This window comes from Wolbachia endosymbiont of Armadillidium vulgare str. wVulC (assembly GCF_001027565.1).
In the GTDB taxonomy this organism is placed as follows: Bacteria; Pseudomonadota; Alphaproteobacteria; order Rickettsiales; family Anaplasmataceae; genus Wolbachia.
On the sequence record NZ_ALWU01000005.1, the window covers coordinates 183140 to 197297 of the forward strand.

11 protein-coding genes and 4 pseudogenes are annotated in these 14158 nt (G+C 35.3%); 8 read left to right on the top strand and 7 right to left on the bottom strand.

Annotation, left to right across the window (positions count from 1 at the left end; all coding sequences use genetic code 11):
* Positions 1-153: 153 nt before the first annotated feature.
* From wVul_RS04260 to pheS, 3 genes are all read right to left on the bottom strand, one after another.
* Positions 154-624: a P44/Msp2 family outer membrane protein gene (locus wVul_RS04260; protein WP_047759298.1), complete on the bottom strand. Its 471-nt coding sequence runs from the start codon at positions 622-624 to the stop codon at positions 154-156.
* Between the two features lie 83 nt (positions 625-707).
* The gene (locus wVul_RS04265) at positions 708-1943 is read right to left on the bottom strand and encodes an NTP transferase domain-containing protein (protein WP_047759299.1); all 1236 of its coding nucleotides are present in this window, start codon (positions 1941-1943) and stop codon (positions 708-710) included.
* Positions 1944-2987, bottom strand: coding sequence for a phenylalanine--tRNA ligase subunit alpha (pheS, locus tag wVul_RS04270; RefSeq protein ID WP_047759300.1), 1044 nt, complete (start codon positions 2985-2987; stop codon positions 1944-1946).
* Between the two features lie 351 nt (positions 2988-3338).
* Here pheS and wVul_RS08725 point away from each other — a divergent pair.
* Positions 3339-4444 (top strand): IS3-like element ISWpi17 family transposase gene (locus wVul_RS08725; protein ID WP_153295427.1). Its coding sequence is split into 2 segments (ribosomal slippage): positions 3339-3612 and positions 3612-4444, totalling 1107 coding nucleotides; the frame shifts between segments, so codons are not numbered across the junction.
* 301 nt (positions 4445-4745) lie between these two features.
* Here wVul_RS08725 and wVul_RS10055 read toward each other — a convergent pair.
* Both wVul_RS10055 and wVul_RS10515 read right to left on the bottom strand, forming a co-directional pair.
* Entirely contained in the window at positions 4746-4877 is a 132-nt protein-coding gene (locus wVul_RS10055; RefSeq protein WP_255351219.1) for a hypothetical protein, read from the bottom strand.
* A gap of 168 nt (positions 4878-5045) precedes the next feature.
* Positions 5046-5970: pseudogene (locus wVul_RS10515) on the bottom strand (IS110 family transposase).
* A gap of 222 nt (positions 5971-6192) precedes the next feature.
* On the opposite strand from wVul_RS10515, the pseudogene wVul_RS04295 reads away from it, so the two are divergent.
* The 6 genes and pseudogenes from wVul_RS04295 to wVul_RS10285 all read left to right on the top strand — a co-directional run.
* Positions 6193-6435, top strand: a pseudogene (locus wVul_RS04295) (IS110 family transposase); the annotation flags it as partial.
* A gap of 45 nt (positions 6436-6480) precedes the next feature.
* The gene (locus wVul_RS04300; protein WP_047759303.1) at positions 6481-6945 is read left to right on the top strand and encodes a phage baseplate assembly protein V; all 465 of its coding nucleotides are present in this window, start codon (positions 6481-6483) and stop codon (positions 6943-6945) included.
* A 459-nt stretch (positions 6946-7404) separates the two neighbouring features.
* A complete protein-coding gene (gene ltrA / locus wVul_RS04305; protein ID WP_202966476.1) occupies positions 7405-9162 on the top strand; it encodes a group II intron reverse transcriptase/maturase in 1758 nt (585 codons plus the stop codon).
* 95 nt (positions 9163-9257) lie between these two features.
* Positions 9258-9512: a PAAR domain-containing protein gene (locus wVul_RS04310; protein WP_047759341.1), complete on the top strand. Its 255-nt coding sequence runs from the start codon at positions 9258-9260 to the stop codon at positions 9510-9512.
* Positions 9496-9945, top strand: a complete 450-nt coding sequence (locus tag wVul_RS04315; RefSeq protein WP_153295550.1) for a DUF1016 N-terminal domain-containing protein — start codon at positions 9496-9498, stop codon at positions 9943-9945. The genes wVul_RS04310 and wVul_RS04315 overlap by 17 nt, the downstream gene beginning before the upstream one ends.
* Before the next feature lie 114 nt (positions 9946-10059).
* Positions 10060-10233: a PDDEXK nuclease domain-containing protein gene (locus wVul_RS10285; protein ID WP_410543410.1), complete on the top strand. Its 174-nt coding sequence runs from the start codon at positions 10060-10062 to the stop codon at positions 10231-10233.
* On the opposite strand, the pseudogene wVul_RS08745 reads toward wVul_RS10285, so the two are convergent.
* A pseudogene (locus wVul_RS08745) lies at positions 10230-10741 on the bottom strand (transposase); the annotation flags it as partial. The gene wVul_RS10285 and the pseudogene wVul_RS08745 sit on opposite strands and share 4 nt — an antisense overlap.
* 222 nt (positions 10742-10963) lie before the next feature.
* Between wVul_RS08745 and wVul_RS04330 the strand changes: the two are divergent.
* Positions 10964-11952 (top strand): annotated as a pseudogene (locus wVul_RS04330) (IS110 family RNA-guided transposase).
* A gap of 217 nt (positions 11953-12169) precedes the next feature.
* Here the strand turns inward: wVul_RS04330 and wVul_RS04335 are convergent.
* On the bottom strand, positions 12170-14146 hold the full coding sequence (locus wVul_RS04335; protein WP_047759306.1) for a type IV secretory system conjugative DNA transfer family protein: 1977 nt from the start codon (positions 14144-14146) through the stop codon (positions 12170-12172).
* Positions 14147-14158: the final 12 nt, after the last annotated feature.

The following is a 14158-nucleotide window of genomic DNA, read 5'->3' on the forward strand; positions in this document are numbered from 1 at the left end:
CTGGATCCCAGTGTCACGCACTGGGATGACAAGAAAAGAAACACTTCCATTTCAATTATTTGCACATTAGCCATACATCTGAACAGATACTAATTAAAACTTTAAGATGCTAATAAAAACTCAAGCTTTCACTAAAAAACATTCAATTAGAGCTTACAAATTAAAACTCATTCCAAGTTCAACTCCATGCGAAAGTTCATGGAACTTTTGCAGCTTATAGCCAGCAAAAACATTTGTTCTCTCAGAAAGTGGAAGATTAATACCAGAACCTATCTGGTAGGAAAAAAATCCTTCTACGTCTGTCCCTTGCTCTTCTGACAGAGGAATTTTAGCAACTCCTCCCACACCAAAAGTAATATAAGGAGTAATATCTGTACTTTCAAATTTATAATGATAATGAAATTTTGCCATAATTCCCGCATCTAAAATCCCTTCATTAATAACAAGTTTAACTGCACGGCCAAATGAAATTTTAACGCTATCTGTACAATGATAGCCAAGATCATAATTAACACCGAGCATGCCATACGACGAAGAGGTGTATGTTCTATCTTTAATCCAATCAACTCCAAAAGATGGTACTGACAAAGAACAGCAGGCCAACAAAGTAAGTAATTTTTTCATTTTTATCCTCTAAAGATTAATACATGCGTATACAAGCATATAAATATATAAAAATAGTATAAATTGCAAGTAAAAAATTGGAATTATTTTATTTTTTTTGTTATTTGCCTTTCTCTTGCAATTGCAAGACTTCTCTTTGGCACATCTTCCACTATAACGCTACCTGCTGCAACTAGAGAGTCATCATGCACATTAAGCGGTGCAATTAGTGAACTATTGGCACCAATAAAGCAATTGTTTCCAATATTTGTTTTATGTTTTTTTTTTCCATCGTAATTACAAATAACTGTACCTGCACCTATGTTACTCCCCTGCCCTACCTGAGTATTTCCTATATAACTTAAGTGCTTTATCTTAGTATTTATACCTATATCACTTGCTTTTATTTCAACAAAATTACCTACAGTTACACCATTACCGATTGTTGTATTTTCGCATTTGGCAAATGGACCAACTCTAGCATCAGAATCTATTTTGACTCCAGGACCAAAAAAAACGTATGGGTAAATAATTGAATCCATGCCAACTTGCGTGTCAAGAGAGAAGAAAACAGTCTCTGGAGCAACAAGTGTCACTCCAGAGTTAGTGAAAAACTTTCTTTTGTCTTCTTGAAAGTAAAACTCAGCCTTTGCAAGGTCATTCCTATTATTTATGCCAGTTGCCTCCTCCTCATCAGCAATAACGTAGCCGACATTTAAATTACTCTTCACTGCAATGGCAACGATATCGGTCAAGTAATATTCATGAGCTTGATTATTACACTCTATTTTCTCCACCAATTCACGTAGATTCTTTTCACGTGCAACCATTATTCCAGCATTAGCAAGAAATTCCTCATCATTATTTCTACCATTTTGTGCTTCTACGATTTCTCTTAGAGAACCATTCTCAATAATTAGTCTGCCGTATCCTTTATTATTAGTTTTAAACCCAAGACAAACTAAAGCATTGCTCTCTCCTAAGCAGCTTATCATTTTAGTTATTGTACTGCTTTTTATCAGCGGAGTATCTCCATACTGCACAACAACTATGTCTGACAATTCTTTCAGATTTCTCATTGCAATTTTGACTGCATCCCCTGTGCCAAGCGTTGACTCTTGTGTAATTAATTTTATACCCTCAAAGCATTCCAGCCTTTGAGTTAAAGGCAAATCAATTACAACAGCTATTTTTTTAGGATTTAGCTGTTTTGCATTATAAATGACGTGCTCAAGCATAGAGAAATTACCTACTTTGTGCAGAACCTTAGGTAAGCTTGAATTCATTCGTTTACCATGCCCAGCAGCAAGTATAACAAATGTATAAGCTTTGTTTGTCACTTATCTTAAAGACGAAAAATGAAAACCATAATGGTTGAGCCAACTGATTCTGTTGTCATAAAAGCTCCTTAGGTCACCAATTTGATATTTGAGCATCGCCAGCCTTTCTATGCCAATACCAAATGCAAAACCATTGTATTTAGCATAGTCTATTCCAACATTTTGAAAGACATTTGGGTGCACCATACCGCATCCAAGTACTTCAATCCATTTACTATCTTTATAGCTTATGTCCACTTCTGCAGAAGGCTCAGTAAAAGGGAAAAAACTATTACGAAAGCGTATTTTTAGACCTTTATCTCCGAAAAATTTACCAAGGAAGCGATGAATAGTAAACTTTAATTGGCCCATATTGACATTTTCATTAACATACAACCCTTCTATCTGGTGAAACATAGGAGTGTGAGTTGCATCAAAGTCATTTCTGTATACCCTGCCTGCAGTCACTATTTTAATTGGAAAAGTTTTTGTCTTTTCCATGGTTCTAATCTGCACAGATGAGGTATGAGTGCGCAGCACCACTCTTTTATCATTTATTTTGTTTCTTAAATAGAAGGTATCCTGCTCTTCGCGCGCAGGGTGGTGACTCGGAGTGTTTAGCGCATCAAACACATGAAATTCATCTTCAATATCAGGACCATCAACTGCTTTGAAACCCATATGTGCAAAAATGAGCTTTACTTCACTTATAACTTTACTGAGTGGATGAATCTTGCCAATTCTTTCTGGCCTGACAGACAGCGTGATATCAACTGCTTCATTTTGCAGTTTAAAGTTAACTTCTTCAGCTTTGAGTTCATTTTCCTTGCTCGTTATAAGTTGGTCTATCTTGTTGCGTAAAACGTTAATAACTGCACCTAGGTCGCGTTTTTCTCCTGCATCATCTATATTCTTTAAGTCATCGAAATAAGCTTTTACTACACCCTTTCTTCCCAAGTATGACAACCTAACTTTTTCTAAATCTTGTAAAGAAGCAGCACTTTCAATTTCAGAAACTGCCTTATCTTCAAGTAAAGGTATTTCACTTATTAGCTCCCTGTTCACCTTAAAAACGCTAGCTTAAACTTTCATTATAGTGAAATCTTTAATACCATCAATAAAACTATTTGGATAAAAAGGTGTCATCCCAGTCTGGGATCCAGGAAAGTTTGTTTGTGAACAAGCAAACTAATCTTATAGCGTTCTTGATAAGATTGTATAAGTGCTGGCTTCCATCGTCACGCGCTGGAATGACACCTTAATACGTGCTGGAATATGAGTGTAGCCCTATCATCGCAATCCTGTCACCCAAGTAGCCCTCTTGTATCTTGTAAAAAGCATCTAATTATAATGCACCCCATAAACTAGACCAAAAAAAAATGGTTAATCCGAGTAGGAAGGTAAAGGGGTAAAAGTATGGCAACAAAAAAATATGAACCAGAGTTAAAAGCAAAGATAGCTTTGGAAGCAATAAAAAATCAAAAAAGCACATCTGAGATATGTAGTGAATATAAAATACCATCAACAAATCTATATGATTGGCGTGATAGAGTATTGGCAAGGTTAAAAGACCTATTTGTTGAAGAAAGTGAAAGTGCGAGAAAACAAAGAATCTTAGCGCAAGAAATAGAAAGTTTACATAAAGTAATAGGAGAATTGACAGTGGAAAATAGTTATTTGAAAAAAAAATTACTGAAATAAGCAAAAAAGATAGAGTAAGGTTTATAGAAAAAGATTCTGATCTGTCAATTAGGAAACAGGCTGATTTATTGGGGATTTGCAGATCTAGCCTATATTATAGGCCTATAATTAATAACGAAAGTGAAGTAGCAAATTTGATTCAATTGGCTTCTGATTGCCGTTATGGATATCGTAAAATTACTGCTGAAATCATAGCGAGTGGAGTAGTAGTCAATCACAAAAAAATCTTAAGAATTATGAAAAAAATGAAGATTAGTGGGCTGTATTGTAGAAAAAGATGTAATACAAGTATTAAAGAAAAAAAGCATAAAATATATCCTTATTTACTCAAAGATTTGATTATTTGCAGAGTTAATCAGGTATGGGCTACTGATATAACATATATTATGGTAGAAGGTAAGTTTGTCTATTTTGTGGCAATAATGGACTTGTATAGTCGCTATATTATTGCTCATTCATTATCACCATATCTCGATGCTGGATTTTGCCTTTATACTCTCAAAGAAGCTCTAAAACAAGGTAAACCTGAGATTTTTAATAGTGATCAAGGGATGCAGTTTACTAGCTACAACTTTATTATGGAATTAGAGCGTGCTAATATCAAAATCAGTATGGACCATAAAGGACGTTGCTTCGACAATATATTTGTTGAGCGCTTATGGAGAACTTTAAAGCAAGAAGCTATATATTATTATAGACCAAATAGTATCAGAGATTTGAATCTTATAATAAATGATTTTGTTGCTTGGTATAACTATAGAAGGCGACATCAGACTCTACATTATAAAGTTCCTGCTGATCTTTATTATCATAAACAGTAAATGAATATGTTGATAAATACTTTAAATGTGTGTCGACGTATTTATCAACATATTCATTTTAAAAATCGGATCACTTTGAAAAAAATGGTCTAGACAAATGGGTGCACTATAGTTCCTTATTAAAGCCCAGATCAGACTCGCGCTACCTTTATGCCGAACACCACCTACACAGTAATCAGGTTTCTTGTAAGCTCATTAAGAGGAGAACGACTCACTCCCCCTTTCGATGTTCACTTCCCATTTCGACACGTTCATCAGTGGTTCACTTACGTTCGCCTTTCTGATCCTCACCTTCCAGCTCTTACGCTGATTTTTCCTTAACGCTTATGACCCTATCTCTTAAATAGAGCCACTTAAGGTGGTTTGAAACCTGCTCCTGAAAACCGATTTCGAAGGACCTTCCTTCATCTTCAATAAAGCTTCTCACAAACATTATTCTGCTTGTTGCTGCAGCACACGATCATTGATGGAGTCATTTAGACTACCTCGGTTAGAAGATTGTACTATCAACCGTTCCAAGCTGAAGCGTTTCCCTATTACAAATTATATGTAGGAGTTACCATGAAAAAAGCAAAAAGATACTGTCTCTCATGTCAACTGATTATTTCACTAAATCACCATTAAATGGTTGATTATTTTTTAAAATACCAAAAACCACATGCATTAATTTTCTCATTAATGCGACAATTATTACCATTGGACATTTTCCTTTACTTGCTAAACGTTGGCAAAATTCTTGAAAGTGAGAATTATAACTATAGCTGGCATATAAAGAGCTTTACGAATACGCTCTGATCCTATTTTACATATTCGACTTTTTTTATTTACGGATGAACCTATGCTCAGGATTTAGACCAGCAAATTGCCTAGCATTATCAAAATTATCAACAGATGGCATTTCTGCAATAGCAGTAAGATATCCTATACCTTTTATGGTCTTGATGTTTTCTACCATATTTTTTAGGTGTGAGTAATTATTAACATGCTCATTAATTTCTTCCTCTATAGCAGAAATTTCTGTTTCTATTGTAGCAATTACCTTAAGTACAGCTTGCTTACAACGGGAATCCATATTTTTATTTTCCAAGCTGTTGTAACTTGTCGTCTTTAAGTGCTTGCAAACAACGATAGAGATCTCTTAAACGCCTAACTTCAGGAGGAGTAGGTTTCCAAAGATTAGGTTTATTGGCAATACAAAACCTGGCAATCTTGGCAGCATCTGACTTATCTGTTTTGTTTCTCAATAGCTCACTTTTGCCAAAAGCCTTGATTTGAGAAGGGTTTACCACACTTACATTATGTCCAAGTTCATACATAAAAATAACTATATCTTCACTGTAACAACCAGTCGCTTCTAGGCACAGATGAATAAGGACTGCTCCGTGATTATTACACCAAGCTACAAGCTTTTCAAAACCTTCCTTGTTATTGCGAAAAACTTTATGTCGCTCTTTACTGCCTATCAATAAACAAACATCAAATTTTTTTTTAGCAATATCTACACCTAAAATAACATTTGCTTGCATAAACCAGCCTCCAAAACTATAAATAAAGTTGAGAGTTAGACTAACCTTGTGATACGGGATATAATTCCAAAGATACTGTTCTGTCTTTTAACTCTATATGGGAAGGGAGCAAAATCTTTTTGTCAGCCTTTTTGGCATAAGTAATCTATCGGCTTCACCTTCCCTGCAAGACATTTTAGCTACAATGCCCTACTCCTTGAAGATACAAGTAATACTGCTCTTGGTTCACAATGCAGAAAGTGGAAAAAACGACTGGGAGCTCCAAAAGCGATCACTGCTATGGCAAGGAAATTAGCATGTATCTTTTATAATATGCTAAAGTATGGACAAGAGTATGTCGAAAAAGGAATTGATTCTTACGAAAAACTTTATCAAAACAGGGTTATGAAAAATCTGAGTAAAAAAGCTTCTGAATTTGGCTATATCCTGGTAAAAAAAGATGAGTTAGTTCAAGGAGTTTCTTAGGAGAGGGAAAAATTAAGGGACATAAAATAAACGTGGGAAATATAAATGTTGGATCATAGTTTTGCGATTTCAGAACTGAATAGGAAGCTAGCAAACGTTATTCGTATAGGAGTTGTAAAAGAAATAGATTATGAAAAAGCAAAAGTAAGAGTTAAAATAGGAGAATTTTTAACAGATTGGTTGCCATGGATAACGATGAAAGCTGGAGAAGATAGAAGTTGGCTTCCACCTAATATTGATGAGCAGGTGATAGTATTGTCGCCATTTGGGGAATTATCATTAGGGGTAGCGCTGGCTGGAATATATCAACAGAAGTATGCTGCCCCAAAGAATAAAAAAGAAATAAATAGTGTAAAATTTCAAGATGGGACGAAGTTTACATATAATAAAGGGAAACATCATTTAGAGATTGAAGTAGTGGACAAAATAACATTGAAAGCTGGAGAATCAAGTATAGAAATGACAAAAAGTGGAATAAAACTGAAAGCAGATAGAATAAACCTTAATTAAGTGCGATCCGAAAGTCGTGATTTTGTGATGGTTAAATTCCATCTTCCCTAGATATCGGGGATAATGTGTATCTCACATTTTAGAGATTGGCAACCTCTAAGGTGCAAGCATGAGATAGAAGCGGGTAATGCTAAACCTTATGGCAAATTCCTGCAAACAGAGTTAGATATGATTACGAGAGAAACCTATGTCTGAATTGTCGTAAGGTTTAATATGCGAAATAAGGTTGAAAACGCATTGACCAAAATGGTACGAAGCAAAAGAGGAGTCAAAGTTTTAGTTTCTTTGATTATGGATATTCTCAGCTTCCGGCAAATAGTAGGAATCTAAGTCTAACGTGAAACAAAGTCATGGAACGGAGTAACCACATGGAAGCTCTTATTATTCTTTGTTTAAGAAGGATAACTAAGAAGGTGGCCAACTGAATGCTTCTATGTGGAGGGATTGTTTAAGAAGCAAATGCTCAAAGTAACACTTGGGATATGCAGACGTGGACACTGTAGTTTGGAAGGTAAAGTTATGAGTAGTAGTGAATATGTTATGAGCCAACAAAAAGTTAGGTATAAATGGAACGAAATTCCTTGGCGTAAGCTGGAGAAATCTTCATTTAAGCTACAAAAACGAATTTACCGAGCTTCTAAGTGTAATGATATCAAAAAGATGCATAAGCTTCAGAGATTATTACTCAAATCAACAAGTGCAAGAACACTCGCTGTCAGAAAGGTGACTCAGGATAACAGGGGAAAAAAGACAGCAGGCATTGACGGAAAAGCTAGTCTTAATCAAAAAGAAAGATTGCAATTAGCAAACTCTTTGGATATAAGAAAAAAAGCAAAACCATCAAGACGTGTCTGGGTCCCAAAATCTGGAAAACCACTGGAGTATCGCCCCCTTGGTATACCCACGATAGCAGATCGAGCAAAACAAACACTTGTCAAAATGGCACTAGAACCGGAGTGGGAGGGAAAGTTCGAGTCAAACACTTTTGGTTTTAGACCTGGTAGGTCATGTCATGATGCAATAGCGGCTATATTTATTTCACTTGGAAGGAAAACAGCATTTATTCTGGATGCTGATATTTCTGGATGCTTTGATAATATTAACCATCACGCATTGCTAGAAAAACTCAATACCACACCAACTTTAAAGAGAATTATAAAAGGATGGTTGAGAGCAGGCGTTATGGAAGATAGAAAGTTTAAACCTACTAAATGTGGTATAATTCAAGGAGGAACAATTTCTCCTTTACTTGCTTGTATTGCATTACATGGATTAGAAAGTCATATTAAAAAAGCATTAGTATGTGAACTTTTTCAATACGCCAAAAGGAAATATGGTAGCAAGGCATCACGTACAGTAGCACAACAATCAATAAGTGTAATTGCTTACGCCGATGATTTTGCGGTCCTACATGAAAGTAAAGAAATCATTCTTAAGGCAAGGATAATAGTCGAGGAATGGCTAAAAACCATTGGACTAGGATTAAAAATGTCAAAGACAAAGATTTCTCACACTTTAAATGGAGAAGAACCAGGATTCAATTTTCTTGGATTTTCTATAAGACATTATCCAACAAGAAGTAGTAAGAAAGGTTACAAGTTATTAATGAAACCAAGTCAAGAATCTATAAAACAGCATAAATTCACTATTAAACATAAGCTTAAAGGATTACGTGGAGCAACGCAAGAAGCAGTAATAAAAGAACTTAATCCTATAGTTAGAGGGTGGAGTCAATATTATATGTTAGTAGTTTCTAGGAAAACCTTTGAATTAATGAGTGATATAGTGCATAGAAACCTTTGGAAATGGGCAGTCCGTAGACATCCAAACAAAGGTAAATGCTGGATTAAGAGGAAATACTTTAATAAGTATAAAAATGACAACTGGAGATTTATGGCAAGTAACAAGATTCATCTTATTAGACACAGCGATCATGCTATCAAACGGCATGTCAAAGTGAAAGGAACTAAATCGCCATATGATGGGGATTGGATCTATTGGGGTAATCGTTTAAGGAAGATTCCAGATAAGCCACCAAGGGTAACAAAATTAATGAAGTTGCAACAAGGTAAATGTGCTCAATGTCAACTTTGGTTTAAAAGTGATGACGTCCTAGAGATACACCATAAAGACCTTAATAGACGCAATAATATGAGCAAAAATTTATCCTTGCTGCATGGACATTGTCATGATGAAGTACATAGGAGGTGTGCATGAAAAGCACCAAATTAGAGAGAAGCCGGATGATGGGTAAACTATCAAGTCCGGTTTTGAAGTCGAGTGAAGAAGGGCAACCTTCTCACTTAGATAACATGAATAAACCGGTTGTGCGATTAGGGGATTATTGTGTAGAAACAACACCGCATTTCTGCATTATCGGCAGTAACAATGTTTTTGTAAATGGTAAGCCAGTTTGTAGGAAAGGAGATAATTTTACAGAAGGTAGAGTATTAACTGAAGGATCAAAAACAGTATTTGCAAATGGTATTGGTGTAGGAAGAGTAGGAGATTCTGTATCTTGTGGTTTCAAGGTAGTAAGTGGAAGTAGTAATGTTTATTCAAGATAAAAATAAACCATGTGCTATACTTACTAAAAGTAAAGTTATGAATATGGACATAGCTATTAGCCTATTAGGAAACATCAGTAATTTAATAGATAGAGCAAAGAATCATCTTGCTACACATTTCAATTCTACTCTAGTATTGTTAAATTGGGAAATTGGTTCCAGAATTGATCAAGATATCTTAAAGCACAAACGTGCAGACTATGGCAAGCGAATCATCTCCCAACTTGCAAAAGAACTTCAGATTAAATATGGACGTGGATTTGATAAAGCTTCACTATTTCGGATGGTGCAATTTTCTAAATTCTTTCCTGATCAAGAAATTGTCGCGACACTGTCACAACAATTGAGTTGGTCACATTTTGTAGAAATTATTGCAATTTCTGATGAGCTGAAGCGTAATTATTATATAGAAATGTGTCGTATTGAAAGGTAGAGTGTTAGGGCACTACGTAGTAAAATCGATACTATGTTGTATGAACGTACAGCGCTAGCAAAAAAACCTGAAGATTTCATAAGAAGGAGTATAAAAAATTTACGTGAAGAAAATATGTTAGCACCAGAATTCATTTTTCATGACCCATACTTCCTTAGCTTCATGGAATTGCCATCAAGTTATAGTGAGACTGATCTAGAAAATACAATCTTGGATGAATTGACAAAGTTTTTACAAGAGTTTGGAAATGATTTTTATTTTGTAACACGTCAAAAACCGAATTTTTAATTCAACTCAATTTTCAATCTATTAGGAAAAAAGATATCAAGTTGAGACATAGTTAAAAGACAAAGCTGTAGTCCATTTTTGCTCTACCTTTTTTATAGCACAATATACCTGTTTGTACAAGGCATTTGTACTGGTCTTTAGTTTTAGTTGATTTGTCTATGCAACCCCTCAATAGGATTGGTGGTGTAAATCAGCTTCCTAACAGGCCCAGAATACTTAAAATAACCAGACAAATTTTCCCAATTGTTTTGCCACGATTTTGTAACCAAGGGATATTTTTCACTCCATTTTTCTTCCAGCTCAAGCAAATAATTCTCAGCGATCTCCTTACTTGAAGCACGATATATTTTTTTCAAATCATTCATAAAAACTTTCACATCTTTGCTGGATACATATTTCAATGAATTTCTTATCTGATGCACTATACACTTCCGCTTTAGCTATTTATGGCTGTAGGAAAGCTTTTCAGACCATCTACACAAGCTATCAGAATATCCTCTACTCCTCTTGTATCTTGTAAAAAGCACCTAATGTTTTAAGCTTAAGCATTAGGTGGAGGAGGGAAGAACTCTGTTTCTCCTCTTAGATATAAAATCTGTAAGAAAGATAAGAGTTCCCTCCTCAAAAGTATAGGCTGGACGGTATCGTAGAAAGACCTAAATGGCTCTAATTCTGTATCCACAAGGTTAGCCTTACTTTTCGTTTTAAATGGTAACGTATGGGGTTATATATGATCAACAACTTTCTTGGAATTGATGTATCAAAAGATCGCTTTGATGTTTTTCTTTCATTCATAAGTAAAAAAGAAAAGCGTGAAACTAGGAAAAGGAGCTTTAAGAACGATGATCTTGGGTTTCAAGGTCTGCTGAGTTTTCTACAAAAGCATAATGTGGAAGAAGTAAAGGCATGCATGTGGTTGTTATAGCGAAGCTTTGGCTGAATTTCTGCACAATGCTGGACATTTTGTTAGTGTTGTAAATCCTTATTGTATTAAATCTTATACAAGGAGTAAGCTCGTAAGACAAAAGAATGATCAGACTGATGCAGAAATTATTGCTGATTATTGCCAAAGACAGGAACCAACTCGTTGGACACCACCTTCTTCTGAAATGAAAAAATTAAAACATCTTTATCGTTGCTCAGTTGCGTTAAAAGAATTAGTAAATAACCACCTAGAAAAAAAAGAGAGACTGCCTAAAGAAGTTGCAAATGCTTGGGAGGATCTTGCAACGAATATAGTTAAAAAAATAGAAATAATAAAAAACTCCATACGCAAACTATTAAAGCAGCACAAAGAATTGTTGGAAAATTTTCAGCTTCTATTGACTATTCCAGGAATAGGAGAGGAATCAGCAATAGCTATTTTAGCTGAAATCCCTGACATAAAAGCTTTTAGAGATGCCAGGCAATTGGCAGCATATACAGGAGTTATACCGAAAAATATAACATCAGGTTCATCTGTACATTCTAAACCAAGATTAAGTAAATCAGGTTCACAAACATTACGTAAGGCCCTTTTCTTTCCTGCCATAGTAGCCAAGAATCACAATCCTATCATTGTGAGTTTTTGCCAAAGACTAAAGAAGAAGGGTAAGCATAATATGGCAATTGTGGGAGCGTAAGCTACTCCATATCATTTTCGGTATCCTGACATCCAAAAGTGCTTTTGATCCAAATCATATCAAGAATTACAGAACTAGGATGTTGACTGTAGTTTAAAATCAAAAAATGCTTCCAATCCATTCAACATATTCACTAACTGTAATCTGTGTACTGTTACACAATCAGAAGTATTTTTTGATTTTATGATACAGCTTGAGTAATTTTTTTGTTGACTAGCAAGACGGTATCTTTCTTATTCCACTTTTCCTTAACTTGACGCGTATGCTTCTTTGAACGTTCCCTCTATTGTGCAGCTTCAACACTTCTCATGTCTCTACAGCACACCTTTATCATTAAACCCATCATCATCTTCTTCCTCGTCATCAAACTCATCCTCATCTTCTTCATCATCAAATCCATCACCACCTTCAAATTTATCACCAATACCTTCGTCCTCAAATTCATCGTTGACCTCTGGCTCATCGTATATTGCATCTTCAGTTTTAGCTTCAACAGGATAATCAGCAGCTTCAATAGCATTACTCTCTTCTTCATTACTAATCTTATCTTCGTTAGCAGCAGAAAAGACCTTATTCGGGTCATATGGCTCTTGTGTAGGCACACGTGTTGGTTTGAGCAGCCTTCTTGTGAATGTGCTGTCATTATAATATAAAATTTTCTTCGATTTAATTGGATAAGTTGATTCTATCAAAATTATCTGATCATCACGTGGCAACATAATAATTTCTTGAGGTAAGAGTAATGCCCTCTGTGTTTCAGAGATATGCAACGATCTTGATGCAGGATTCAAGTCTAAAAATTTAGGTTTATTTAATGATTCTTGTTGTACAGTTTTGTTTCCTATAAGCTGAGATATTAAATTAGCCGTTTCAATATTATTGGCTGCAAAAGTTACTCTATAGGTTGAGTTTGATAAAAAGGAGTTCATTCCTGCTTCTTCATATATTCCTTTGAGCTGTTCAGTATCTTGAACAATCAAAAACAACCTCACTCTGTAACCACGAAAATACGCAATGCCCGTTTGAAATTGCTCCATTTTTCCAAGCGTTGGAAACTCATCCATTAAAAATAATACGCCGTAAGGCTCGTCATCAGATGGCAATTTCCTACATAAAAATTCAGTTGCCTGTTGGTAAAAAACCTGCATTAAAGGCCTTAACCTAGTTAAATTGTCTGGAGTTAAGCCAACATAAACTGTAATTCTCTTCTTTTTAAAATCTAAAATATTAAAATCACTTGATGCAGTTGCAGTATCAATCAATGGGTTTGCCCATAATTCAAGAGATGAGTTCATGGTTGATACAACACCTGATCTTTCTTTGTCAGCTTTTTGTAAAAAAGCCGCAATGTTCATATACGCCACGGGGTGTATTATTTTACCCATTGTGTCCAAAACTACAGCAAGATTGTAAACTACGTCATCGCTACGCATTGTACGCACAACTTCACCAAAAGATTTAACTTTCTCTGGTGCAGCAAGTAAGTATAGTACCACTCCAACAAATAAGCTTCTTGCTTCGTTTTGCCAAAAATCTTGTTCAGGCATAATTAGGTTAGCTATTTTTTGCACATCATCAACCATCTGTCCAGGTTTTTCACTAATCCATTCCAGTGGATTATAACAATGGCTTACTCCATCTGGCTGCGCTGGATTCCATACATATACTTTTTGCCCTTGTCGTTCTCGCCAACCACTTGTTATTTCATAGTTTTCTAATTTTATGTCGTGCACAATTACCGAGTCAGTCCAAAATAATAAATTAGGAATCACAAAACCAACACCTTTACCAGAACCTGTAGGCGCAAAGAGCAATGCATGCTGAAACCCATCAGCAATAAAATATCCTCTCTTATCTTTACCGAGCAATATCCCTTTTTTGCTTCTTAATCCTGCTTTTCGTATGTCTTTCTCTGATGCCCACTGTGAATCTCCATGAAGTGATTCTTTCCTTTTAAATGGTCGCCACTCAATTAATCTTTCTCTCACATTCCATAAAATAATCATCAAAACAATGATAGGCAGTGCAGAAGATACAATTAATTTAATTTTGAGCTCAAGGCTATATAACTCTGGATGATGCCAGCAATATTGTATATGATCAAAAATTGTCGGCCAGAGAGCTTGAGGAAAAGGCGTCAAGCTAGGGTTAATTGCTCTAAAATCCACACTATCTGGACCGTCAACAAACAAGTAGAATAATATACCAGACAAATAGAAGCAAAATTCAAGTATGCTAAAAGATACCACACCTCCTATGAGAATATTGCGTAGGTGATTTCCATTACTCATAAACTACTTTTT

What these genes read in the sequence shown, in the direction of transcription:
- wVul_RS04260 (WP_047759298.1), bottom strand. Translation starts at nt 624, where the DNA reads ATGAAAAAATTACTTACTTTGTTGGCCTGCTGTTCTTTGTCAGTACCA.
- wVul_RS10055 (WP_255351219.1), bottom strand. Translation starts at nt 4,877, where the DNA reads ATGTTTGTGAGAAGCTTTATTGAAGATGAAGGAAGGTCCTTCGAAATC.
- wVul_RS04300 (WP_047759303.1), top strand. Translation starts at nt 6,481, where the DNA reads ATGTTGGATCATAGTTTTGCGATTTCAGAACTGAATAGGAAGCTAGCA.
- ltrA (WP_202966476.1), top strand. Translation starts at nt 7,405, where the DNA reads ATGCTCAAAGTAACACTTGGGATATGCAGACGTGGACACTGTAGTTTG.
- wVul_RS04310 (WP_047759341.1), top strand. Translation starts at nt 9,258, where the DNA reads ATGAATAAACCGGTTGTGCGATTAGGGGATTATTGTGTAGAAACAACA.
- wVul_RS04315 (WP_153295550.1), top strand. Translation starts at nt 9,496, where the DNA reads ATGTTTATTCAAGATAAAAATAAACCATGTGCTATACTTACTAAAAGT.
- wVul_RS10285 (WP_410543410.1), top strand. Translation starts at nt 10,060, where the DNA reads ATGTTAGCACCAGAATTCATTTTTCATGACCCATACTTCCTTAGCTTC.
- wVul_RS04335 (WP_047759306.1), bottom strand. Translation starts at nt 14,146, where the DNA reads ATGAGTAATGGAAATCACCTACGCAATATTCTCATAGGAGGTGTGGTA.